The sequence below is a fragment of the Nocardia sp. NBC_00403 genome (assembly GCF_036046055.1).
GTDB lineage: Bacteria > Actinomycetota > Actinomycetes > Mycobacteriales > Mycobacteriaceae > Nocardia.
Genome location: NZ_CP107939.1, coordinates 6,145,232 through 6,169,968, shown reverse-complemented (window position 1 = coordinate 6,169,968; position 24,737 = coordinate 6,145,232). Strand labels below are relative to the sequence as shown.

The following is a 24,737-nucleotide window of genomic DNA, read 5'->3' as shown; positions in this document are numbered from 1 at the left end:
TAGATGTTTATACATACCCGCGCGGATGTCTGCGCGATAGCGTGTGCTGTATTCGTTCCGGACCCGAGCATCGGGAGTACCTACCATGACTACCGCCACCGCAATGGCGCAGGCCCTCGCGAGCGGCGAAGCTACGTCGGCGCAGCTGGTAACCGCCGCCATCGACCGTGCCCGGCAACCTGATTCGGCTGCGGTGATGATCACCGTCACCACCGAACGCGCCCGCTATCAGGCCCAGGCGAGCGATCTCCGTGCCTCGCGCGGCGCACGCCGCAGCCGACTCGACGGAGTCCCCATCGCATGGAAGGACGTGTTCGACGTCCAAGGCACCGTCACGACCTGCGGTTCGGCCAGCCACCTCCACGATGAACCCGCCGTTGTGGACAGCCACCTCGTGCGGCGGGTGCACAACAGCGGTCTGGTCACCATCGGCAAAACCAATCTCAGCGAGTTCGCCTTCTCAGGACTCGGGATCAACCTCTGTTTCGGCACTCCCGCCAACCCCCTCGACCCGGAGCTCGTCACGGGCGGATCCTCCTCCGGATCCGCGGTCGCGGTCGCGCGCGGCATCGTCGCACTGGCGGTCGGCACGGACACCTCCGGATCCGTGCGCGTGCCCGCCGCCCTGTGCGGCATCGTCGGATACCGTGCCAGCCCAGGTAGATACGGCCCCCACGACTTCGCACCGCTGTCGGCGACACTCGACAGCGTCGGCGTCTTCGCGACCACGGTCGAGGATCTCGCCGCGCTGGACCGTGTACTCCTGCCTACCCGACCTCGTCGTCGCCCGCTACCGCTGCGATTCGTCGTACCCACGGGCGAATGGTCGCAGGACACCGCAGCGGAGATAGCCGACGACATCGACGTCGCCGTCGCCGAACTCCGGGCCGCAGGCGCCGACGTTCAATTTCGTCATCTACCGTCGCTCTCGACTGCCCAGAGCCTGATGGATGACATCGGAACGATCGTCGGCGCCGAGGCATACCGACTGCATCGCCACCGGCTCGACTCGACGATGCCGATCGAACCCGCCACCCGGCGCAGACTCGAAAGCAACACGCATACAGCCGATTCCATCGGCCCCGTCTATGCTGCGATGTCTGCCTTGCGCGCTGAGTTCGCCGCCGACCTCGATGATGCCACGCTCCTGTGCCCTACCGTGCGCCGCATTCCACCCCCCGCAGCCGACCTGCAGTCCGACGCGGATTGGTACGACCGCGCCAACGCCGCCGTACTGCGCACGACCATGGTGCTCAGCTACCTTGGCAGTTGCGGCATCACCCTGCCCGCACCCGCCGCGCGGCCCGGGCCCCGCACCGGTATCCTGCTTTCCCGACCGTCTGACGACGACATGGCCCTTTTGGACTGTGCGGCCTGGGTGCAGCGCGTCACCAACCCGACTATCAGGAAAAGTCCGACACCACCACCACGCCCGTGACAGTGGCTGCACTCCTATGTTGATTATCTGAGCGGGTCGAGAACGCAAGTGCAGGGCTTTCATCGTCAACGACGTCGCCCCCCTTCATGGGGCACTGGCTCTCGAGGATGTCGCGGCACACGACAACCGGTGCGCTGGTCTCGATTCCGGTGATCACAGGGAGCCTTCCTGATCGGCGATCCAATGGCCGTGGATACCTGCCGGGACCCGGCGGGGCAGTTCGACGCTGGCGACCGGATCCTTGCGCAGGTCGCCGGCGTCGAGAACGAGCAGCTGGGAGGCATTGGCTTGGGTGTCGCTGACGATGGTCAGTAGGTAGCCGTCGTCCTCGCGGGTACCGCCCACGGCAGGCACGAACACCGCCTCGCCGGGCATGCGGCCGGCACCGTGGTGGAACAGTTGCCGTTCGCCGGTGTCGGTGTCGAACTTGATGGTGGAGTAGCCCTCATGGCCCGCGCCGGGGAAGGCGATGGAGTAGCTGTACTTGTTGATCGCCCCGGTGAAATCGTCGTTGATGCTGGGGAATTCGGTGGCGAGATCGTCGAGCGGTTCGTTGGTGGCACGGCCGGTGGCGGGGTCCAGAATCCACCGGTGGAAGGTGGAACCGGCGTCGGGGCTGCCCCCGTAGCCGGGTGCGCCGACCCACCACTTCCACGAGGTCTCCCATGCGGCCTGGTCGTAACGCGGGCCTTCCACGACCACCCGGCTCTGCCGGTCGATGTAGGCGTTGGTGACGTGTAGCAGCGCGGCCTGATCCACCTGGAACCACGTGATGCCCGCATGCCCGTTGCGCGGCAGCACACCGATGCGGGCTTGATAGTCGGCATCCCACCGATAGGGGATGCCCGAGTGCTCCTGTTGGTTGAACACGACCGGGAAGTCGAGGAACACCGCATGCTCGCCGGTGAGCGCGAAGTCGTGCATGAGCGAGGGCCCCGCGCCCTCGATCTGCTCGGCGCGGATGATCTCACCCGCCGCGGAGGCCACGTAGTAGGTCAGGTGCGGCGGGTACGGGCTGTAGGAGAAGAAGTGCAGTCCACCGGTGACCGGATCCTCCTTGGGGTGCGCGGTCATCGAGGTGGTGAGCTTGCCGTCGAAGTCGTAGATGCCGATGGTCTCCAGTTCGGAGCTGACCTGCCACGGCAGGTTGGCCTCCTGCAGCGCCAGGTACTTCCCGGCGTGGAAGATGATGTTGGTGGCGGCGGCGCTGACCTCGAGTTCGACGCCGGTGAACGGAACCCCCTCCAGGAAAGGTGTTTTCACCCAGCGGTTGCGGTACCACTCGGCGCGGCCGTTGTGCAGCCGCACACCGTGGATCATGCCTTCGCCGCGGAACCAGTGGCTCGGGGTGATGCCGGGCTTGGGATTGTGTCCGTTGCGGAAGTAGCGTCCGTTGAGTTCCGGCGGCAGCGTGCCGTTGATGGTCAGCTCGTGGCCGGTGATCTCATCGGCCACCGGTTCGTAATGGCCGCTGAGGTACGGCACCGGGCGTTCTGTGCTCATGACTATTCCTTGTTCATCTTTCAGATGGCGACGATGGAAAGCAGTGGGGAAGAGGAATTTTCAGACGGCTGGATCGGCCGCACGGCGGCGGGGTTCGAGGGTTGCGGCGACCAGGTAGCTGCCGCCGCCCGCGAGGGCCAGCACCCAGTAGAGGCTCGCGCCGTCGAAGAAGAGTGCGGCCGACGAGGTGAGAGCGAGCCAGGCGCCGAATCGGGGAGGTGTTCGCGGGTGCCGGGAACCTCTGGCGGAGTGGTTCAGGCTGGGGCGTCCGCGATGATGACGACCTTGCCGACGACGGTGCTGGACTCGGCGAGCTCGAGGGCCCGGGCGGCTTCGGTCAGCGGGATGCGGGCGGCGACCTGGGCGCGCAGTGCGCCGTGGGCGGCGAGGTCGAACACCTTGTCGAGGTCCTCGCTGATGCGGTTGCGGAAGCGTGTGAGATTGCGCTTGCCTGCCCACAGGTTGAAGAAATGCGCGTTTCGTTTGTTGGGCAGCGCATTCCACAGCAGTAGCTGGGCGAACAGCTTGAGCACGGGCAGTCGTGAATTGCCCTCGTCGTTCTTGGTGGCTGCGGTGCCGTAGGAGACCAGCGTGCCGTTCGGCGCGAGCAGTTCGAACGAGTCGTTGATGCCGGGCCCGCCGATATGGTCGAATACGGCGTCCACGCCCTCGGGTGCGAGCGCTCGAACCTGTTGCGGCACGTCGCCGCGATAGTCGATCCAGGTCGCACCTAGTGCTTCGACGGCTTCGGCATTGCGGGCCGAAGCGGTGCCGATGACGCGAATTCCATTGGCGCGGGCCAACTGAACGAGCGTCGAGCCGACGCCGCCGTTCGCGCCGTGGACCAGAATGGTCTGCCCGGGCCGCACGTGCGCGGTCCGGTAGAGCATCTGCCAGGCCGTGATCCCGTTGACGACAAAGGTTTCCGCCTCGGCGGCATCGAGTGCGACGGGCACCCGCACCAGGTCCGCGGCGTCGAGCAGGGCGTGGCTGGACCAGCCGCCGATCTTGGTCAGTGCGGCCACGCGCCTGCCGACCAAGGCCGGATCGACACCGGCACCGATTGCGGTGACGGTCCCGACCAAGTCGTATCCGGGCACGAACGGGAAGGCCGGCTGGTCGTAGTACTTGCCGCGCCGCATCTGCTGCTCGGCGAAGGAGACACCGCTCGCCTCGATCCGAACGAGGGCTTGGCCGGCTGCGGGTGCCGGCAGGTCGCGCCGGGTGACCAGCAGGCCCTGGGGCTCGACTCGGCCGGGCAGGACGATTTCGGTGGCGGTGGTGGACATGCTTCTTCTCCTGGTGTGTGACTGGTCAATCACTCGGTGTGTTGAATAAATGCCCCACGAGGGGGCAGTTGGTTGAAGTCAGTGGGCGTTCGGGTGGCGAATGCCTGCGGTGAGGATGGCGGCCCAGGGGCTGTCGTCACCGTCCAGGCCGAGGGTGGTGATCAGGTGGCAGAGCTGGCCGAAGGCGATGAATCGCTGCACCTGCTCGTCTTCGGCGCCCGACCGCTGTTTGGCGAAGTCGGTCACCCGGCCAAAACCGCTGCGCAGTGCCTCGCCGATTTCCGGGACGTCCGCGACGGACTGGGCGTGCACTTGCAGCATGAGCAGGCTCTTGTCGCTGATGAGTTCGGCGTAGGCCCCGCCCATTTCGTACAGGATCTGTTCGGGGCTCGCGCCGTTGGCGCGGGCAGCGCCGGACGACAGTGCTCGCTCGATCGAATCGAAGCAGCGCTCGAGCGCGGCGACGAACAGTGCGACCTTGCCGGGGAACAGTTTGAAGACGTATGCCGGTGAGATCTGCGCTGTCGCCGCGACTGTGCTGATCGGTGTGCCGTGATAGCCGGTCCGGGCGAACTCGATAATCGCGGCGTCTACGACGGCGTCGCGGCGGACGTCCGATCGGGAGAGGGTCACTCCGCTCTTGCTCATGTGAGTGACTGTACACTCACTATATTGTGGGCGTCAACACCTTCGCTCCGGCCTTTCCGATCGAATCCGATTTTCGCAAACCTCCGGCCGCGCCAGTAGGCGAATCTCGCCGATGTGAGCACTCGAGCGTCCTGCCGGTGTGGAAGTTGAAATCGCCACTGGGAAAGGGGGATTCGATGGACAGTCGAACAGTATTGGTCACCGGCGGAACGAGCGGTATCGGCCCGGCGACAGCGACCGCCCCGGCTGCCGTGGACCACGTGAGACTTCGCCGCTGGTGCTCGCGACGACCGGGGCGAAACGCCCGCTCTGAATCGCCCGTTGAAGTCGGCCCCGCCGAGGGATACCGATGTGCTCATGACTACTCCGTCCTGAATCTCTCTATGACGGGCGCTAATTCGGTGGCATTCGTGATGAGGTCGACGTGCCCGCCACCGTGCAGATGGACGGTCGAATGCGGGAGCAGTCGGTGCATGATGCGGGCATTGGCGATCGGGATGATCGGATCGTCGGTGCCCGCGATGATCAGCGTGGGCTGCCGGATGAGCGGCAGCGCGAAGATGCTCGTCCATACCGAACCGGCTAGCAGTTGGTGCAGATAGCCGACCCGGGACCCAGCCATCAGCTGCCGATCGAACAGCTGCTCGATGATGGCCGGATCGGTGCGGACAGAGCCGCCGTAGAGCTCACCGGCGATGGATGCAGCATAGTGATGGTCCAGAAATCGCCGCGGTGTCAGCATTTTCAGCAGCACGGTGGGCCGACCGGGAACCATGATCACGCCGGTACCGGTGGACACCAGGATCAGCGTGCGGCACCGCCGCGGATGCTGGAAGGCGAACTGTTGGGCCAGCGCACCGCCCCAGGACAGTCCGAGGATATCGACGCGCCCGCGGATGTCGAGTTTGCGTAGTAGCTGCCCGAGCACGGCGGCCAGATACGGAAACCCGTACGGCAGTGGCGAATCCGGCGATGCGCCGCTGCCCGGCACATCGAACCGAACCACAGTTGTAGCCGGATTCAGCTGTGTGACAAGCGGATCGAGCACCTCGAGGCTTGCGCCGATACCGTTGCACAGCACCAGCGGCCTCCCGGTTCCCCAGCGCACATGCACCCGGATCTGCTGACCGAGCACAGCGATGAGGCGATCCTCGACATAGGTGGCAGCCTCCGGCGCACTCATCGCGGCCACACTTCGAGATGCTTTGTCATGATCACCTTTCAGTGTTCGAGCACATAAGTTCCCGGCGCGGAATCCACCGGCGCCAGATCAGCCGTACCCAGCGATTGCGGCGCGTCCCGCTCGGGACCGCCGCGTTCGGCCAGCCATTCGACGAAATTCGGCCACCAGGAGCCTGGATTCTCGGCGGTCGTATCCAGCCACGCTCCCGGGTCGGCGTCGTCGACCGCACCGATCCGATAGGAGGCCTTGGGATTTCCCGGGGGGTTGACCAGCGCGGCGATATGCCCGCTGGTGGAGAGCACGAACCGCAGATCCTTGCTGCCGAGCAGCCGGGCGCTGCGGTAGCAGGCCTGCCACGGCGAGATATGGTCGGCGATACCGGCCACCACATAGGTGTCGACGGTGACCTGGGACAGGTCGACGGGAGTGCCGAGCATGCTCACCTGATTCGGCGTGGTCAGTGAATTGTGCACACCCATCGAGACCATGTCGCGGTGCAGCGCTGCCGTCATCCGGGTGGTGTCGGCATTCCAGAACAGCACGTCGAACGGTGCGGGCGCGCGGCCCTGCAGATAGTTGTTGACCCAGTAGCGCCAGACCAGATCGTTGGGCCGCAGCCAGGCGAATATCTCGGCCAGCGCCCGCCCGTCGAGGTAGCCCTTCTTGGCCGAGAGCGCGATCGCGATATTCGCCGACTCCTCGTCGATCGCGGCCGCGGCGAAGCCCGCGTGACTCTGATCGAGCACCGTCACCATGAGCGTCAGACTCGCCAGTCGATGGGCCTGATCGATCGCGGTCAGATGGGCAGCCGTCATCGCGGCGATGATGCCGCCGGAACAGGAGGCCTGCAAATGGGTGCGCTCGGAGCCGGTGATCCGCTCCACGACATCCAGCGCGTCGATGATCGCCTGCCCGTACTCGTCGAAGCCCCAATTTCGGTGGCGGTCAGTCGGATTGCGCCAGGATATGGCGAATACCTGTTGGCCCTGACGGACGAAATACTCGACCATGCTGCGGTCCGGGGCGATATCCATGATGTAGAACTTGTTGATCACCGGCGGCACCATCAGCAGCGGTACCGTTCGCACCTGCTCGGTCTGCGGCGCGTACTGGATCAGCTCGAACATCTCGGTGCGCAGCACCACCGAACCCGATGTGGTCGCGACGGTATCGCCGAGGGTGAAGGCATCCGAATCGACCATCGACGGCACCCGCGGCGCGGCGGCCATATCGGAGAGGAAGTGCCGTAATCCGCGCACCGCGCTCGCACCGCCGCTGTCCACCAATGCTTTCCACGCGACCGGGCTCAGGAGCGGGTTATTGCTCGGCGAGACGCCATCCATCACGTTATCCAGGACGAATCGCATCCATTCGGCATCGCGCCAATCCAGGTCCGCGTCGGCGAACAGTGCGTCGACGGTGACGGTGGCGGCCAGATATGCCTGCATGGACCGCTTGAACAGCGGATTGCCCTGCCATCCCGGATCGTCGAAGCGCCGGTCGCCCTTCACCGGTAGTCGATCCGAATGCCCGCGGGCGATCGTCACCAGCTCCTGACCGAACGCGCCGACCCGGTCCGCGACCGTCCGCGGCTGTTTGGCCAGACTCAACGCCAGTCTGGTCCAGGAAGTATTGGGCAACATACGTCGGCCGACGCCGATCGCCGAACTGGTCATCAGCAGATCCAGCGGGGCCGCGAGTTCGTCAGCGGCGTCGGTGGTTGTTGTCATTGTGGAACTCCTCGAAACATGGTCGGCTGGCCTCGATAACGGGCCGGTGCGCGGCGTCGTCGACGGGCGGTTAGGCCTTCGATGCCACGGACCATGCTGTCCGCAGGCATCGGATCGTCGGTGTAGCGCCTGCTCCGTTGCTGATGCACCGCATCAGGATTTGATGCAAGAACGGTAGATCCGATCGGCGGGCGCGCCATTGTCCGGAAAGAACGAAGTGTGCGCGTGGGTTTGTCGCTGCGGTCAGTCCGTATTCGGCCGCAGCACCGCCGCGCCGTACCAGTGGCAGATCAGCAGCGCCAGCTCGACGTCCAACCGGTCGTCGGTGATCGGCCGCCCGCGCCGCGCAACCGCCCGCCCGACCCGGTATTTCACCGAGTTGAAATGCAGATCGAGCTCCGCGGCGGCCGCCTTGTAGCTGGATCCGGTGTGCAAGAACATCCGCAGCGTCTCGCGCAGCCGGGCATCGTTCTCGTCGTCGGTGGCCAATTCGCCGAGCACCTCACCCACCCATTCGGCGACCTCCGCGCTGCCGCCGAGCAGCGCCGCGGCCGACAGTCCTGGATCGCTCGCCGCCATGATCCTCGGTTCCACATCCCCGCGTGTAAGCGCGACCGAGCGCGCGAGCAGCGCATACTGATGGGACCGGCGGAAGCCCGGCACCCCCTGGCCCATGATGCCGATCGTCAGCCGCGGTGCATCGGCCCGCTTGCTCGCGAAATCCCGGACCTTGGCCACCGCATCGGACTGCTCGGACCGATATGGCAGCCAGGCCCATCCGCTCATCCGGTCGGCGGCCGCGAACAGCGGCGCAGCCGCGGTACCGACCGCCGCGGCCAGCTCACGGACAAAGCGTTGCAGCCGGGTCAACTCGTCGCCGCTCGCGCCGGTGTCCGGATACCAGATGATCAACGCCAAATGGTGCCAATGCAGGGGGTAGCGGATGGATTCGGTCGCGGCATCGATATCGACCGGCTTCTTCCCGGCCAGCACCTCACGCACGCGCAGTGCGCGGGCGCTGTTGCGGCTTTCCAGCCACTGCTCACGCTCGGTCTCGTACACCGCGACGACCTGCTCGGTGATCCAGTCGATGTAGTCGAACAGTGTGCTGGTGATCGCCTCCACGACCGTGACACCATCGGCGGGCGCGATATCGGTGGCCCGTAGTTCGGCGAAGACCAGCTCGGTCATCCGCCGGTGGCCGACCCGATAGGCGCGCACCAGGGCCTTGACCGAAACTCCGTGCTGGGCAAGGCGTCTGGCGTATTCGATGGCAGCAGTGGGAGCGTTGATCCGAGCCACCGGAATGTCGTGCTGCAGCGCATGCAGGATGGTGTCGACATTGCCTTCTACGCTGGCGCCGAGCAGTTCGACGGTGCGGGCGTCGCCCCGCAATTCGGGGATCTCGTCCTCGAGGCCGCGCCGGAGGAGCGCGCTGATATCGGTCACCCGCTCGTTCATGCGGGCGGCGATCCCCGCGACATACCGGCTGACATCGACATCACTGTCGCGACGAAGATTCGTCACTCCCCAACGGTAGCTACTTGGCGGTAACCGCGTGGGAAATTGCAGGGTTGTTCTCCGGGGACAACACCGGCGGCGTACTTCGTCGACGCACGACGGTGTCACAGGGCTGCCCGATTTCTACAGTTATAGCCATACCGCATACTCTATTTACCAGGACCGCTCATGAACCTCTCGACACTGCCGGACCGTCGCGCCGCCGCCGATCCGGACGCACCCGCCCTCGCCGACGACACCATCGACCTCAGCAACGCCGGGTTTCTCGACGCGGTGCAGCGCGCCGCCACGGCACTGCGCGCCGCGGGCGTTTCGTCGGGCGACGTGGTCGCGATCATGCTGCCGAATACCGCGGCCCTGGTCATATCGCTGTTCGCCACCTGGCGTCTCGGCGCGGCGGCCACCCCGCTCAATCCAGCGCTGACGGCGACCGAGGCCGCCTATCAGATCGCGGATGCGGGCGTTAAGGTGCTGATCGTGCCCGAGCGGCTCACCTTCGACGTTCTGGTGCGGGCCGTTGTCCCGGCCGCCGAGCTCACCGCGGTGGACCCCGACACCGCCCTCGTTCCGGCCCAGCTCGGCAACGACGCACTGGCGCTGCTCATCTACACCAGCGGCACCACCGGTCGCCCGAAGGGCGTGATGCTCGACCACGCCAATCTGAATGCGATGTGCCGCATGGTGATCGAGACCTTCGCCCTCACCGCGGCCGACCACAGCCTGCTCATCCTGCCGCTGTTCCACGTCAACGGGATCGTGGCGAGTACTCTCTCGCCACTGCTCGCCCGCGGCCGCGCCACAGTGGCAGGCAAGTTCAGCCCGCGCACCTTCTTCGACCGGATCGAACGCAGTCGCGCGACGTATTTCTCCGCCGTGCCAACGATATACACGATGCTGAGCGATTTGCCCGCCGAGGTCCGCCCCGACACCTCTTCGGTACGCTTTGCCATCTGCGGCGCGGCCCCGGCCAGCGTGGAACTGCTGGCGAGGTTCGAAAATCGTTACGGCATACCGATTATCGAGGGATACGGCCTGTCCGAGGGTGCCTGCGCGAGCACTGTCAACCCGCTCGTCGGCAAGCGCAAGGCCGGCACCGTCGGGCTGCCGCTGCCCGGCCAGTCGATTCGGATCGCGGATACGGACGGCAATCAGGTACCCGACGGCGAGATCGGCGAGGTGCTGATCTCCGGCCCGAATGTCATGCGCGGCTATCTGAATCGCCGCGAGGAGACGGCGCGAACCCTGGTCAACGGCTGGTTGCACACCGGCGATATCGGCCGCCTGGACGAGGACGGGTACCTGGTCCTGGTCGACCGCACCAAGGACATGATCATCCGCGGCGGCGAGAACATCTACCCCAAAGAGATCGAAACCGTGGTCTACCAACTGCCGGAGATCGCCGAGGCCGCGGTCGTCGGTCGCGCGCACGAGGTCTACGGCGAGGAGCCGGTGCTCTATGTCTCGCTGAACTCGGGCACCGGATTGGCGACCGAGAAGATCCACGAGCACGTTCGCGGCGCACTGTCGAAATACAAACTGCCCGTCGCTATCACGATTCTCGACGACCTTCCCAAGAACGACGTCGGCAAACTCGACAAGCCGAAGCTGCGGCGACTCGCCATCGAAAACTGTTGATATCCACCCTCGGTCAGAAATAGGAGCAGAACAATGGGATTCACGAAACCGGATCTGCCGCAGGTAGATCCCGACACCTTTCTGCGGAAACCGTTGATGGAGCGTATGCGCATCCTCGCCGCCAACTGGGCCGAGCACGGCTTCGGGTCGCCGCGGATGGTGCACACCATCTACATTCTCAAATTGCTGGTCCTCTACGCACTCGGCGGCATCGTCGTGGCCACGGTGACCTCCGATCTCCCGGCGTTCTGGCATGTCTCGCAATGGTGGGACCAGCCGATTGTCTATCAAAAGTTCGTGCTGTGGACGGTGCTGCTGGAGACCATCGGCGTCGCCGGTTCGTGGGGACCGCTCGCCGGCAAGGTGAAGCCGATGACCGGCGGCATTCTCTTCTGGGCCCGGCCGGGCACCATCCGGCTGCGGCCGTGGAAGTGGGTGCCCGGCACCGCGGGCGACCGGCGCACCCGGTTCGACGTCGCGCTATACGCTGCGCTGCTGATCAGCCTTGCCGCGTCGCTGCTGGCCCCTGGCGTGCACAGTGATTCGCTGTCGGCGGCGGAGCCGGAGAACACCTCAGGGCTGGTGCGCCCAGTGCTGCTCATCGCGCCGATCGTGCTGCTGATCATCAACGGTCTGCGCGACAAGACAGTTTTCCTCGGCGCGCGCGGCGAGCAGTATCTGCCGGCACTGTTCTTCTTCGCGGTGCTGCCGTTCGTCGACATGATCATCGCGCTGAAGCTGCTGATCCTGGTCGTGTGGGTCGGTGCGGGCGTCTCGAAACTCGGCAAGCACTTCTCGCAGGTGGTACCGCCGATGGTGAGCAATAGCCCGTCGGTTCCGTTCAAGTGGCTCAAGCGGGCGCACTACCGTGACTTCCCGCGAGACCTGCGCCCGTCTCGGATCGCGGATGTGATGGCGCACGTCGGCGGTACAACGGTAGAAGTGATCACCCCACTGGTGCTGTTCTTCTCCACCAATATCTGGCTGACCGTGGCCGCGGCGACGGTGATGGTCATCTTCCACCTGTTCATCGTCTCCACCTTCCCGCTCGCGGTGCCACTCGAATGGAATGTGCTGTTCGCCTACGCGACCGTCTTTCTGTTCCTCGGCTTCCCGAACTGGGACGGCTACGGACTCACCGATATCTCCTCGCCGTGGCTGGCCGCCACGCTCATCGCCGGACTGCTGTTCTTCCCGATCCTGGGCAACTTCAGGCCGGATAAGGTCTCGTTCCTGCCGTCGATGCGCCAGTACGCGGGCAACTGGGCCTCGGCGGTCTGGGCCTTCGCACCGGGCGCGGAGAGCAAACTGAACAGGGTGACCCGCAGCGCGAAGAATCAGATCGACCAGTTCGTCGAATTCGGCTACGAACCGCAGTGGGCCGAGATCACCATGCAGCAGACCATCGCCTGGCGCACCATGCACAGCCAGGGCCGCGGCCTGTTTTCGGTGCTGCTGAAAAACCTGCCAGATATCGATAGCCGGACGGTGCGCGAGGCCGAATTCATCTGCAACTCGCTGATCGGCTTCAACTTCGGTGACGGACACCTGCACAACGAGGATCTGATCAGGGCCGTGCAGCAGGAGGTTGGCTTCGAACCCGGCGAACTGGTGATCGTCTGGGTGGAGTCGCAAGCCTGGGGCAGCAAGGTGCAGCACTACAAAGTGATCGACGCCGCGCTCGGCGTTATCGAGCGAGGCACCTGGAAGGTAGCGGAGGCGGTCGAGGAGCAGCCGTGGCTGCCCAACGGGCCGATCCCGTTGGAGGTCACCTGGTCACTGGCGCTGTCCGCCCGACCCGCCGCCCGCGACGAGCAGGAACACGGACACGGAGCGCTGGCATGACCACAGCGACCGTTGTCGGCGGCGGGCCCAATGGACTCGCCGCCGCCGTTGCCCTCGCCGAGGCGGGCGTGCAGGTGACCGTGCTGGAGGCCGCCGGCGAGATCGGCGGCGGCACCCGCACCGGCGAGGCACTGCTGCCCGGCCTGCTGCACGACCAGTGCTCGGCCACCCACCCGATGGCCGTTGGCTCGGCATTCCTCAACAGTCTCGACTTAGAGCGCTACGGATTATATTGGTGCACACCGGAAATCGACTGCGTGCACCCGCTGGACGGCGGCCGGGGCGCGACGCTCTACCGGTCGGTGGAGCGGACCGCGGCGGGGCTGGGGCGAGACGACGAGCGGTGGCGGCTGTTGTTCGGTGCGCCGTCCGCGCGGTTCGACGCACTCTCCGAAGACATTATGCGGCCGCTGCTGCGGTTCCCGCATCATCCGTTGACACTGGCCAGGTTCGGCCTGCCGACCGTGCTTCCCGGTTCCACGCTGGCGCGGTTGTTCCGCACCGACGAGGCCAGGGCATTGTTCGGAGGTGTTGCGGCGCACGCATTTCGGCCGCTGCACTACCCGCTGACCTCGGCCATAGGGCTCGGCATCCTCACTGCCGGGCACCGGCACGGCTGGCCGGTGGCGGCGGGCGGCTCCCAGTCCATCACCACTGCGTTGGCTGCGCTGCTGACCGATCTCGGCGGCAAGATCGAGACCGATATCCGGATCGAGGCCGCCGCACAATTGCCCACCAGCGATGTGACCATGTTCGATCTTGCCCCGGATGCCGTGGCCGGTATCCTCGGTGACCACCTACCGTCTCGAATTGCCCGCGCCTACCGGCATTTTCGGCAGGGACCCGGCGCGTTCAAGGTGGACTTCGCGATCGAGGGCGGGGTGCCGTGGACCAACCCCGACGCGCGCCGGGCAGGCACGGTACATCTTGCGGGCAGCTACGGTGAACTCGCCGCCACGGAGCGCGAGATCCACGCCGGGCGGATGCCGCAGCGTCCGTTCGTGTTGGTCGGTCAGCAGTATCTGGCCGATCCGCAGCGCTCGGTCGGCAAGGTGCACCCGCTGTGGACCTACGCGCACGTGCCCAACGGCTACACCGGTGACGCCACCGCGGCAATCATCGCCCAGATCGAACGATTCGCGCCCGGCTTCCGGGATCGGATGGTGGGCCAAACGGTCCGCGACACAACGCAGATGGCCGCGTACAACGCAAACTATGTCGGCGGCGACATCATGACCGGCTCGAAGGATGTCCGCCAGCTGGTGTTCGGTCCGCGAATCACGTTGTCGCCGTACAGCATCGGGGTGCGGGGTATGTACATCTGCTCGGCCGCGACGCCACCGGGCCCCGGCGCGCACGGTATGTGCGGTGCCAATGCCGCCGACGCGGCGCTCGCCTACCTCAGGCGCACTGCCTAGCTGCTTACCCAAATAGACGTACATTCAACAACTTTCGAAACAAAAGGGATCTCTCATGAGCACGCTCGAAACCCTCCAGTCGACCGCACCCGCCACCGACAAACTGGCAGGCCGTGTCGCCTTCGTCACCGGTGGCACCCGCGGCATCGGCGCAGCCATCGCACACAGCCTGGCCAACCAGGGTGCGTCCGTCGCGGTCGGCTACAGCCGCAATCCGGCCAGCGCCGAGCATTTCGTCGCCGATCTGCGGCGGGCCACCGAACCGCACGGCGCGGCCGCCTCGGCGCATCGCGGTAATGTCGGCTCCGCCGCCGACTGCCGCAGTACCATCGCTGAAGTCATCGAAACCCATGGCCGCCTGGACATTTTGGTGAACAACGCCGGAATCACCATGGACTGCACCGTCGCCGAGATGACCGAGGAGCAGTGGTCCACCGTCCTCGCGGTCAACCTCTCCGGCGCCTTCTTCCTCTCCCAGGCCGCATTGGCACATATGGTGGAGCGCGGCACCGGGCGCATCGTCAACGTGTCCTCGGTGGTCGGCGAGACCGGCAATATCGGTCAGGCCAACTACGCCGCGTCGAAGTCCGGCCTGTTCGGACTGACCAAGACCCTCGCCAAGGAGGCCGCCTACCAGGTCGCGAAATCCGGCAAGCGCTCCGACGACAGCATCGGCATCACCGTCAATACGGTGACGCCCGGGTTGATCGGCACGGAGATGACGGCGGCCATCCCCGACAAGGTCATGGCCAGACTCACCGCCCAGATCCCGGTCGGCCGGGTGGGTAGTCCAGAGGAGATCGCCAGGGTCGTCCATTTCCTGGCCGCCGACGCCTCCTCCTACATCACTGGCCAGGTGTGGAGTGTCAACGGCGGCATGGATATGTAATGGACGCGCAGTTACCGCATCGAGGGGTGATCGGGGGCTCGGCCATGGACAACGGCGACCAGTCGCACAAGTACACGATGCGGATCAGTCGGTTGACGATCGACAAACTCGGGATCCGGTTGTACGACCGAGTTTCGGCCGTGCTCGCCGAACTCGTCGCCAATTCCTACGACGCCGACGCCACCAAGGTTGAGGTCACGCTGCTGTGAGGGGTGACGTTGGCGGGCACGATCCATGCCGTCGAACATGAACCGTACCGAATCATAGTGCGGGACAACGGTCATGGGATGACAGCCGAGGAGATCAACGCCCACTATCTGATGGTCGGTTCGGATCGCCGGGTGCGGATCGGTTCGGATCTGTCGCGCCGTCTGGAACGACCGGTCATGGGCCGCAGGGGGATCGGTAAGCTCGCCGCCTTCGGGATCTGCCGGACCATCGAGGTGGTGTCGGTGGGAGGCGCAGAGGCGGAGCGCACGCCACAGGGTTGGCCGGTGGCGAATATCAGGGTGTGGGAGGAATTCGTCGAGAGGTCCGGTATTCAGCCACTCCGCAGGAAATCGCACCGCAGGACCGACTGTTTCGTAAGTCGGTGATGGATGCCACGCGATCCTGGTGAACAACAAGGACTGTGCTGTGCTGGATGATCCGCCCCATCTCGACAGCATTGTGCGCCTCGCTCTCTCGCTGGCTCCGCAGCGCAGCCTCTTGGAAACACTGAAGGAAGTTGCCGAGGATGGTGACAATCAACTCGACGTTGTTGTGGCGCTGTTCGAAACCGCGCGGGTGGCCGAGGTGTATTCGCTCGGTCAGATCGCCTCGGAGCGGGTCGCCGTCGTCAACCGGTTGCGGAGCCTGATCGATGACCGTCGTTCGCTGGAGCGTCCCTTCCAGGAGTTGATCGAGCGGGCCCCGTGGCTGCTCGCGCCGGAGTGGACGCCGCTGGGCATGAATGAATCGCTGAAGCGGGTACGAGCCAGTTTCGAGCGTTGGTATCGGCAGAAATTCGGCACCATCCTGGTGACCACCGCGATCGGCAGCGAGAAGCGCGAACCCGATTTCGTGTTGCTACATGATGCAGGCGAACTATGGATCGTGGAAATCAAGCAGATGTACTACCACCTCACCGATGAGGAGTACAACCGAGCGATCAACTATCTGTACTCGTGCTCGATAGGCGACGGGCACCGACCCCCTCCGGATCAGCGGTCCGAATCAGCTGGCCTGGCGAGAGTATTCCGACCGTGTCCGTCTCGCGGGTGCTGGTGAGCAGCATGAGCGTGCGCGCGTGGGAACTTCGGAGACGTAGCCGTCGATGATCGGTATTCCGTAGCGGCGTTGGAATTTGGTCAGCAGTTCGATGCCGGCTGGGGCCGCGCCGCAGATGGCGAAACGTACCGATGAGGTGTTCGGCCGGATTTCGGCGGGCAGATCCGACAGCAGTGCATACATGGTCGGGACTGCAGAAATGTATGTGGCACGGCTGCGTTCGATCCGGTCGAAGAACGTCTTCGGGCTGAAGGCCATGGTGGCGCGGCCACCGGCCAGCAGTGGTGACAAGGCGCCGACCACGATGCTGTTGACGTGGAACAGCGGCAGGTTCAGCAGGCTGTGGTCGGCTCCGGTGAGTTCGAATGCCTCGATCACCATGCGGCACATGGCAGTGAGATTGGCGTGGTCGATCGTCACCCTGCTGGGTTCGCCTGTGATGCCGGTGGTACAGATGAGCAGCGCCAGCGTGTCGTCGCGAAGCCGTGCGGGTTCGGCGGCATCGGCGTCTGCGGTGGTGAGATCGTCGGCGGTTATGACGGCGTGGACCGGGGCGTCGGCGGCGGGCGGCCGTGCGGTGATCAGTACCTTGGCGCCTGTGTCGGTCATTTGGCTGTTCGCTTCCGCGGCGGTCAGCGACGGGTCGATAGGTGTGACCGTGGCACCCACCCGCCAGGTAGCGAATAGAGAGACGACAAAGGCGGCAGTGTTGGGCAACATGATCGCAACCACGTCGCCACTCGAGACTTCCGCGCCGCGCAGGGTAGCGGCGGCGCGCCGCACAGCGTCCAGGAATCCTGTGTTGTTCAGGTCGGTGCTGTCGTCGGCGACGGCGGCTGCGTCCGGTGCGGCGGCGGCGCGATGGTCCGGGAGAGTCGAAAGATTCATAAGCGGTCCTCAGGAGGGGGTACAGGGAATGACGACAACAGTAGAAATCCCGCCGCCGCCGGACACCGTCGTGCATGAATGAAATTCGCCGCAGGCATTGTCACCAAAGGACAATCCCGACCGCGCAATGCGCCGCCGCGGTAACCGGGATGTAATTAATGGAAGGTGACGAATTTTCGTCGCGACGGTAATTCTGATGTTCGCGGCTATGTCGCCGGTTCCGACACTCCCGAGGCCGCCGACTGGGCATGGCGGAGCTGAGCCGGGCGTAGCGTGTTCGGGGTCACAAACCGAGCCGGCGAAGGGAGCAACAGCATGGATCTGCATCTCTCGGGCAAGACCGCCGTCGTGACCGGCGCGAGCAAGGGAATCGGGCTCGCGATCACCCAGGCGCTGGTGAACGCTGATGCCCACGTCGTAGCCGGATCACGCACCCGTGGGCCCGATCTCGGGGCGCTGGAGGAAGCAGGGAAAGTGACATTCGTGTCCGCCGATCTGGCGCAGCCCGGCGGCGCCGATGACCTGGTTGCGGCTGCGGCGGACCGCGGCGGCATCGATGTGCTGGTGAACAACGTGGGTGCGCTCACTGTGCAACCGGGCGGCCTCGCGAGCGTTACCGACGACCAGTGGCAGGCATCCTGGGATCTCAACGTGATGGGGACGGTGCGGCCGACCCGGGCCGCTCTGCCACAGATGTACCGCCGTGGCGGCGGGTCGATCGTCATCATCGGATCCGTCAATGCTTACTATCCCGACCCCGGGATCTACGACTACTGTGCCACCAAGGCCGCCGTCACCAACTTCGGCAAGGCTTTGTCAAAAGAATTGGGGCCGAAGAATATTCGCGTCAACTCCATAAGTCCCGGACCGGTGACGACCGGGCTGTGGCTGGACGAAGGCGCAGTGGCCGACACGATCGCCGCCGCCAGCGGTCGGACCCCCGAAGAGGTCAGGTCCGCGACAGCTGGTGCCACCTCGATGGGCAGGTTCACCACTCCGGAGCAGGTTGCCGACCTGGTCGTTTTCCTGGCCGGCGACCGGTCCGCCAACATCACCGGATCCGACCTGAGGATCGACGGCGGATTCGTCACCACCATTTGAGGTAGCCGACCAGTCGCATGCGTCGTTCGGCGGTAAGCGGGATCGGCTGACAAATCCACGGGAGGCGCCCCGGGCGGGATGAGAGCGCGAACTGCGGGGCCAAGCATGCTTCACCGCCTGGGCGCGGTTGCCACCCATGACCGCGGAGACCAGCTCATGGGGTTCGAATTCCAGCAGGCGCCGGGCGGCGAACGCGACCGGTGGCTTGGGTCAGCGTATGTCGATACGGCCCAGCACCGGTTTGATATCGAGGATCGGTGTCGCGTCGAGCGCCTCCAGTTTGTCGACGGTCACGATGGTTCCATCAACAGCGGTGACGGTTACCTCGTGCAGGCCGATCGGATTGGGCCGGTCCGGAGAGCGGGTGGCGAAAACGCCGGTCGCCGTGCGAGTTTTGTCTCCGCGCGGCTGAACCATTTGCACGTCGCGATCTGCTCGGTCGAGCCAGGTAATCAGAATTACTCGCATGCCCGGGCTCAGATCGGTGGCAGCTGTAGCGAACTCGTCGTCGATCACCAATTCCGCGGACGGCGCACCCTCGTCGGCTTGGCGCGGTGCGGTGGCCCGATCGGTGAGTGACGAGCGCACCCGGCCGACCGTACGCACCGCAAAATGCTCAGGACTGCTGAAGTCCGATGACATTTCCATCTCCATCCTCCACAGTTGCCGGACCGGCAGCTGCCGCCGACCGTAGATGCAGCTGCTGCCGGACGGTTTCCATTTTGTGCCCGAAACGGGTAGCACCGTTCGACCGGCGTGTACGCTACGCGCCGATCGGTCTCGAGTTCAGAGATTGCCTATTGCGGCATTGGAATTCGAGTTGGTTGTAGCGGTTTGATAGACGTTGATCCGTTGTGGAGATCAGGTGCCCGAAGGTTCAGCCACGGTTGACCGAGCGCTCCAACGCCTGTTGGGCATTCGCGTCGAGTTCGTCGATCACATCGTCGCGACCCGCGAGATACCTCAACAGGGCCTGCTGGAACAGTCCGTCGAAAATGGCGTAGGCCACTGGTGGCGTGACAGCGAGAGGTAGTCCGGTGAGGTCGGCGTACTTCTCGACCACTCGCCAGATCATCTGTTCACGTCGTTGGTCGATATCCAGTACGTCGGCTCGGAACCCTTCTTCGAAGAGGCTCTGGTTGCGCAGGTCATACCAAAGCCGGTGCATCGGGGCGTCCGTTCGCAGCGTGGTCGCCATCGCGGCGGCAAAACCTTTCTGGAGCTCTTCGGCCGAGGTCGCGGCGGCGACGACCTCGTCGTAGCGAGTCACACACGCTGCTTCGTACTGCTGGACGGACTGGGTGAGCAGGTCCACCTTGTCGCTGAAGTAATAGTGGAGCACACCGTGGGAGAACTCCGAGTTCTGTGCGATCTCGCGCAGGCTCGTCCGGGCGTATCCGAGTTCGGCGAGGGTCTGTAGCGCGGACGCGGCCAACTGTGCCCGCCGTTCGGTGAACTTGTCCACCTGCCGGCGCGAGATCCGTTCGCGGTTGCGTTCCGTCACGTCAGTCACGGTGAACCTCCCTGTCGGCTCTCGCTACCCGCACCGTGCGAGCACCGATCGAGTCTATCGCCGTGCGGCTCGGATGAGCCGTTCGAGGTCTTGACAAGTGTCACAAAAAAACTTGACGACTGTCAAGAAAAAGCTTGACGACTGTCAAGAGATTGATAAGGTATGGCGTACGTCACAGCAACTGGCATTCGGCGTAACTGGCGACGACACCGCCAAAGGCTCATCTCGAAGAGGAGATTTACATGGGTGCTTATGACCTGACCGGACGAACAGCGCTGGTGACCGGTGGTGCGGGCGGCCTCGGAGCCGAGATGGCCGAGGCACTCGCTCGTGCAGGTGCGGCCGTCGCAATCGGAGACATCAAGGAGGATGCCGGAAGGGCAACCGCTGACGCGTTGAAGCAGTCCGGTGCCAAGGCGGCATTCGTCTCCCTCGATGTCACCGACGACGCGAGTTGGGAAGCCGCCGTTGCCGCGACGATTGCGGAACTGGGTGGCTTGGACATCGTGGTCAACAATGCCGGGCTGGAAGTCACCGCGTTACTGGCCGACTTGGACCCGGACGAAGCCCGTCGGATGCTCGAAGTCAACCTGCTCGGTCCCGCGCTCGGCATCAAGCACGCATTCCGGGCGATGCGTCCGGGCGGTCCGGCAGGCGCAGGTGGCGCCGTGGTGAACATCTCCTCGGTCGCCGCGACCATCGCGTTCCCGGGAATCGCGTGCTACTCGGCGACGAAATCTGGTCTCGATCGACTCACGAGGGTCGCGGCCATGGAGTCCGGCAAGCTCGGCTACGGCGTGCGGGTCAACTGCGTCTATCCCGGCTTGGTGGCCAATGAGATGGGCATCAAGCTCGCCAATGATGTTGTTGCCCTTGGCCTGTTCCCGAGCGCCGAGGAGGCCGTCGGTGCAGTCGTCGGCTTGACTCCGCTCGGCCGCCTCGGCGTCGCGTCCGAGATGGCTGACGCTGTGGTGTTCCTGGCGTCGGACTCCGCTCGCTTCATCACCGGCGCAGGCCTTCCGGTCGACGGCGGCATGGGCATGTGACCCGAGCACTCCACCAACTTCCGAAAGGCTGATCCATGACTATTGCCAAACCCGTTGTTGTGTACGGGGCCTCCGGGTACACCGGTCGATTGATTTGCGAATACCTTCGCGAGTACAGCGTGCCCTTCATCGCGGCCGGACGTGATAAGCGGCGCATCCAAGAAGCGATCGACAAGGTTCCCGGCATCGAGACCGCGGAGTACGAGGTCGTCGAGGTTTCCCACGAGGTCGAATCGCTGACCGAATTGTTCAGCAGCGCCGAGGTCGTCTGCAACACCGTCGGACCGTTCTCCAAGTACGGCCACGAGGTCGTCGAGGCGTGTATCCGAGCAGGCACGCACTACCTCGACACCACCGGTGAGCAGGACTGGTTGATCGAGTGCGACGAAACCTACGGTGAGCGGATGGGGGAGCACGGGCTGTTGCTCGCACCAGGTGTCGCGCAGATGTACACCACAGGTGAGATCGCGGCGAACATCTGCTTGGAGACGCCCGGCCTGGACACCCTCGACATCCTGGTCTTCTGGAAGGGCTTCCCGACGGTCGCATCGACCAGGACGATCCTCGTCAACGCCGCGCTGTCGAAAGCGCACTACCTGGAACAGAATCGGTACCTCGAATGGCCTGCCGACGCCGGCCTTTACGACGTCACGGTGCCCGGGCAACATGAAGCGGGTCTCGCGCTGCCGTGGGGCGGCACATCGCACCCGGTGTGGTTCAAGCGCGATCCGCGAGTGGCCAATGTCAAGGCGCTCGGCGGAGTCTTCGATCGCCAACTCATGCAGGGTGTGCCGCTGATCGTGAAAGCCGTTGTCGAACAGATACAAGGACTTCCGGATTCGGAGAAATACAAGATCCTCGACGAGCAGGCCGCCGCTGTGCGTAGCGAGATGCCTCCGCGGGAGAATCCGCGCATCAATACCTCGATGGACTCTGTGCACGCGTCGGGCCCACTCGGCCGCGCTCACTGCGTGATCCACGGCAATTCCAACTACAAGCAAACCGGTCTGCTGCAAGCATTTTCGGCGTACTCGCTGCTTCAGCAGGCACCGAAGCGCGTCGGCTTCGCCTCCGCATGCCAGGCGTTCGGACATCGTGAACTGTTGGGTGTGCTGCGAAGTTTCGGGCTGGTGCTCGAGCCGATCCATTCTGTCTATAGCTGATCGCGTCGGGCTCCCGGCTCACCACCTGCCGGGGCCCACGCCATATCGGATCCGAGTCCGCACCTGAACAAAGGACGGCATTGTGCGTCTGACCGAATACCTCGACAAGGGGGCCTCCATTGGGCCGTCGTCGCCGTGTCTCACGACGGACGGTGAATCACTGAGCTACGAAGCGGTACAACGACTGTCGTGGCAGGTGGCTCGCGCGTTGGCGCGGTCCGGTGTGCGGCCGGGTGACAAAGTGGCGATCCTCTCCGGAAACGACCCGGTCGCGTTCGCGTGCGTTTTCGGTATTGCGCGAGCCGGCGCGGTGTGGTGCCCGATCAATCCACGCAATGAAGCGGCGGAAAACCGGGATCTGCTCGATCTTTTCGACTGCACTTGCCTGATCGTTCAGGAGGCGTTCGCCGAACTCGTCACAAAGATCCTTCCGGACCTACCGAAGCTGACTACGTTGGTGTCTCTCGAGGGGCAGATTCCGGCGGCAATACCATTCGAGCAGTGGCTCGACGGGATGGCCGCCGAGCCCTGGCAGGCGGAACCGGTCGACGACGTGATCATGATTGTCGGCACCGGGGGCACCACCGGGCGCCCGAAAGGGGTGATGCTGACCGGCAGCAACATTGCCACGATGTCAGCTCTGACACTGATGAGCTATCCGTTCCACCAACGGCCGAGATATCTGGCGCTCGCACCGTTGACGCATGCCGCGGGTGTGCTCTGCTTTCCGGTAATGGCACTCGGTGGCGAGATTGTTGTCATGCGGAAACCCGAGCTGGCCGAGTTCCTATCACTGATCGAGAGGCACCAGGTCACCCATACGTTCTTGCCGCCGACCCTGATCTACATGCTGCTGGACCATCCAGGCCTCGCATCCGCTGAACTGAAATCCTTGGAGTGCCTTTGGTACGGGGCGGCTCCGATGTCGGCGGCGCGGCTGGAAGAGGCGATCGAGAAGATCGGCCCGGTGCTTGCTCAATTGTTCGGTCAGACCGAAGCGCCCATGATGATCTCGACCATGGCGCCGAAGGACCACTTCCATGCCGACGGCACCCTTGCTCGCGGCCGCCTTTCCTCGGCGGGACGGCCGACGCCACTGGTGCTGACGGCGATCATGGATGGCGAGGGTCGGCTACTCGGTGCCGGTGAGCGTGGCGAGATCGTCATTCGTAGCCCCCTCGTCATGGCCGGCTACTACAAAGATCCGGCGGCGTCGGAGGCGGCCGGGAAATACGGCTGGCATCACACCGGGGACATCGGCTACCTCGACGAGGAGAACTATCTGTTCATCGTCGACCGTGCCAAGGACATGATCATCACAGGAGGCTTCAATGTGTACTCGACCGAGGTCGAGCAGGCGCTGATGACCCATCCTGCGATTCGGGACTGTGCGGTGATCGGCCTGCCGGACGACAAGTGGGGCGAGCGGGTGACCGCAGTACTGGAGCTACACGACAGCCAACATGTGACGGGCCCCGAAGTAGTTGCCTTCGTACGCAATCTGTTGGGTAGCGTGAAAGCTCCTAAACAGGTGGAGGTTTGGCCAAATCTACCCCGTTCGAAGCTCGGCAAAGTTCTCAAGAACGAGGTCAAGCGCCACCTGCTGCACGACCGCGAGATCGACGACTGACGTCGGGCTCGGCGGAGTGGTGGCCGAATCGGTGGTAGCACGCAGTAGATGCTCGACGCGGGATCCACAGCTGTGAGCTGCGACGGAATATTCGGAGGGTTTCGCGCAATCGCGCTGGTGAGAGGTGATTTCAAGCCTGCCTGAAGCGTGCCGAGCGAGGGCGGACCGAGCGTTAGGTGCTGGACGTTGATCGTGTCGATCGACGAGGTTGTCCGCCGCGGCCGTGCCGCCGGTGGTAGCGAGTGGTAGCGATGCTGCCAGTCTCAGAGCCTTTTCATCTTCGATTGAGGGCGCTCTGCGCTGCATCGCCCGCGCGGGACACGAATCTGCGGTGGTCGCGGATCCGGCGCACACCCCACATGCTCAGCGCTATTGCGAGGCTCAGGTACAGGATGTAGGCGGTGCAGACCATCAGCGGGCCGTAGTCGCCGGCCCACGCTCGCATCAGCGGCAGGAAGGCCAACCCGGTGCCGATCAGCATCATTCCCAGCGCCAGAGCTGGTATTCCCAGTGGCGCGAGTTCGTCATCGATACTGCGCTGCTGCGGCAGTCGACTGCGGGCGCTGGCCCGGCTCCGGTCGCCGATGACGGTAAAGGCATCGAGTGAATGCATGGAAGCTCTGGTGACCATGATGTTCTCCAAGCGGGCCGCCCCGGTCGGCCGAGGGTGGATCTGCGGGCATCGTTGTTCACGTGTCGCTGTGGTCGGCATCACAGCCGTTAGCGATAGTTATAGATAACTCCAGTTGCGGAAAGCTTGCCAGAGGTATGGCCTCGGGGAAACCTCGATCGCATCACAGAAAATCGAACACGTAGGCGATGCCGATTCGTGACCAACATGTGCCAGTGATACTCAACCGGGGGAAATGTGATCGTTCACACTTGCTGTCGGCCGAGTGAAGAGAATAAATACCCTGGTTGTGATTTATGGAACCGTTACGCCGGTGCGGCAGAATCCGTACGATCGGGCGCGGAATTCCGGCACGTGGGCGCACTTTCGAGACGAAGTGCGAAACGAAGTAGCCGCA

At 64.5% G+C, this 24,737-nt stretch carries 22 protein-coding genes; 12 read left to right on the top strand and 10 right to left on the bottom strand.

The features are described from left to right. Positions 1-85 precede the first annotated feature (85 nt). Positions 86-1,438: an amidase family protein gene (locus OHQ90_RS27360; protein ID WP_328402230.1), complete on the top strand. Its 1,353-nt coding sequence runs from the start codon at positions 86-88 to the stop codon at positions 1,436-1,438. Positions 1,439-1,591: 153 nt separating this feature from the next. Here the strand turns inward: OHQ90_RS27360 and OHQ90_RS27355 are convergent, their stop codons facing one another. The 6 genes from OHQ90_RS27355 to OHQ90_RS27330 form a co-directional block, all read right to left on the bottom strand. Next, positions 1,592-2,941: a carotenoid oxygenase family protein gene (locus OHQ90_RS27355; protein WP_328402228.1), complete on the bottom strand. Its 1,350-nt coding sequence runs from the start codon at positions 2,939-2,941 to the stop codon at positions 1,592-1,594. Between the two features lie 254 nt (positions 2,942-3,195). Continuing rightward, positions 3,196-4,230: a medium chain dehydrogenase/reductase family protein gene (locus OHQ90_RS27350; RefSeq protein WP_328402226.1), complete on the bottom strand. Its 1,035-nt coding sequence runs from the start codon at positions 4,228-4,230 to the stop codon at positions 3,196-3,198. Positions 4,231-4,308: 78 nt separating this feature from the next. After that, positions 4,309-4,878: a TetR/AcrR family transcriptional regulator gene (locus OHQ90_RS27345; RefSeq protein ID WP_328402224.1), complete on the bottom strand. Its 570-nt coding sequence runs from the start codon at positions 4,876-4,878 to the stop codon at positions 4,309-4,311. A 361-nt stretch (positions 4,879-5,239) separates the two neighbouring features. After that, positions 5,240-6,061, bottom strand: a complete 822-nt coding sequence (locus tag OHQ90_RS27340) for an alpha/beta fold hydrolase (protein WP_328402222.1) — start codon at positions 6,059-6,061, stop codon at positions 5,240-5,242. 38 nt (positions 6,062-6,099) lie between these two features. After that, a complete protein-coding gene (locus OHQ90_RS27335) occupies positions 6,100-7,791 on the bottom strand; it encodes a PHA/PHB synthase family protein (protein WP_328402220.1) in 1,692 nt (563 codons plus the stop codon). A gap of 243 nt (positions 7,792-8,034) precedes the next feature. Then, positions 8,035-9,318: a PucR family transcriptional regulator gene (locus tag OHQ90_RS27330; protein WP_328402218.1), complete on the bottom strand. Its 1,284-nt coding sequence runs from the start codon at positions 9,316-9,318 to the stop codon at positions 8,035-8,037. Positions 9,319-9,480: 162 nt separating this feature from the next. On the opposite strand from OHQ90_RS27330, the gene menE reads away from it, so the two are divergent. From menE to OHQ90_RS27295, 7 genes are all read left to right on the top strand, one after another. Further along, positions 9,481-10,947, top strand: a complete 1,467-nt coding sequence (menE, locus tag OHQ90_RS27325) for an o-succinylbenzoate--CoA ligase (RefSeq protein WP_328402216.1) — start codon at positions 9,481-9,483, stop codon at positions 10,945-10,947. 33 nt (positions 10,948-10,980) lie between these two features. Beyond that, positions 10,981-12,792: a DUF3556 domain-containing protein gene (locus OHQ90_RS27320; RefSeq protein WP_328402214.1), complete on the top strand. Its 1,812-nt coding sequence runs from the start codon at positions 10,981-10,983 to the stop codon at positions 12,790-12,792. After that, the gene (locus OHQ90_RS27315) at positions 12,789-14,210 is read left to right on the top strand and encodes a phytoene desaturase family protein (protein WP_328402212.1); all 1,422 of its coding nucleotides are present in this window, start codon (positions 12,789-12,791) and stop codon (positions 14,208-14,210) included. Before OHQ90_RS27320 ends, OHQ90_RS27315 begins: the two co-directional genes overlap by 4 nt. Positions 14,211-14,265: 55 nt before the next feature. After that, a complete protein-coding gene (locus OHQ90_RS27310) occupies positions 14,266-15,099 on the top strand; it encodes a 3-oxoacyl-ACP reductase family protein (RefSeq protein ID WP_328402210.1) in 834 nt (277 codons plus the stop codon). Further along, on the top strand, positions 15,099-15,308 hold the full coding sequence (locus OHQ90_RS27305) for a hypothetical protein (protein ID WP_328402208.1): 210 nt from the start codon (positions 15,099-15,101) through the stop codon (positions 15,306-15,308). Before OHQ90_RS27310 ends, OHQ90_RS27305 begins: the two co-directional genes overlap by 1 nt. Positions 15,309-15,386: 78 nt before the next feature. After that, a complete protein-coding gene (locus OHQ90_RS27300; protein ID WP_328402206.1) occupies positions 15,387-15,695 on the top strand; it encodes a hypothetical protein in 309 nt (102 codons plus the stop codon). 40 nt (positions 15,696-15,735) lie between these two features. After that, the gene (locus OHQ90_RS27295; RefSeq protein ID WP_328402204.1) at positions 15,736-16,368 is read left to right on the top strand and encodes a hypothetical protein; all 633 of its coding nucleotides are present in this window, start codon (positions 15,736-15,738) and stop codon (positions 16,366-16,368) included. Here the strand turns inward: OHQ90_RS27295 and OHQ90_RS27290 are convergent. Further along, a complete protein-coding gene (locus OHQ90_RS27290) occupies positions 16,315-17,256 on the bottom strand; it encodes a class I adenylate-forming enzyme family protein (protein WP_328402202.1) in 942 nt (313 codons plus the stop codon). The two genes, OHQ90_RS27295 and OHQ90_RS27290, sit on opposite strands and share 54 nt — an antisense overlap. A gap of 315 nt (positions 17,257-17,571) precedes the next feature. Here OHQ90_RS27290 and OHQ90_RS27285 point away from each other — a divergent pair, with 315 nt between their 5' ends. Beyond that, on the top strand, positions 17,572-18,357 hold the full coding sequence (locus tag OHQ90_RS27285) for an SDR family NAD(P)-dependent oxidoreductase (RefSeq protein WP_328402200.1): 786 nt from the start codon (positions 17,572-17,574) through the stop codon (positions 18,355-18,357). Between the two features lie 210 nt (positions 18,358-18,567). Here OHQ90_RS27285 and tsaA read toward each other — a convergent pair whose 3' ends face one another. Beyond that, positions 18,568-18,999, bottom strand: coding sequence for a tRNA (N6-threonylcarbamoyladenosine(37)-N6)-methyltransferase TrmO (gene tsaA / locus OHQ90_RS27280; protein ID WP_328402197.1), 432 nt, complete (start codon positions 18,997-18,999; stop codon positions 18,568-18,570). Positions 19,000-19,234: 235 nt separating this feature from the next. Continuing rightward, a complete protein-coding gene (locus OHQ90_RS27275; RefSeq protein ID WP_328402195.1) occupies positions 19,235-19,870 on the bottom strand; it encodes a TetR/AcrR family transcriptional regulator in 636 nt (211 codons plus the stop codon). Positions 19,871-20,112: 242 nt separating this feature from the next. Here OHQ90_RS27275 and OHQ90_RS27270 point away from each other — a divergent pair, with 242 nt between their 5' ends. From OHQ90_RS27270 to OHQ90_RS27260, 3 genes are all read left to right on the top strand, one after another. Beyond that, positions 20,113-20,916, top strand: coding sequence for an SDR family NAD(P)-dependent oxidoreductase (locus OHQ90_RS27270; protein WP_328402193.1), 804 nt, complete (start codon positions 20,113-20,115; stop codon positions 20,914-20,916). 35 nt (positions 20,917-20,951) lie between these two features. Beyond that, positions 20,952-22,079, top strand: a complete 1,128-nt coding sequence (locus OHQ90_RS27265) for a DUF5938 domain-containing protein (RefSeq protein WP_328402191.1) — start codon at positions 20,952-20,954, stop codon at positions 22,077-22,079. Positions 22,080-22,161: 82 nt separating this feature from the next. Continuing rightward, entirely contained in the window at positions 22,162-23,709 is a 1,548-nt protein-coding gene (locus OHQ90_RS27260; protein ID WP_328402189.1) for an AMP-binding protein, read from the top strand. Positions 23,710-23,983: 274 nt separating this feature from the next. On the opposite strand, the gene OHQ90_RS27255 is transcribed toward OHQ90_RS27260, so the two are convergent. Then, positions 23,984-24,340, bottom strand: a complete 357-nt coding sequence (locus OHQ90_RS27255) for a hypothetical protein (protein ID WP_328402187.1) — start codon at positions 24,338-24,340, stop codon at positions 23,984-23,986. Between the last annotated feature and the right edge of the window lie 397 nt (positions 24,341-24,737).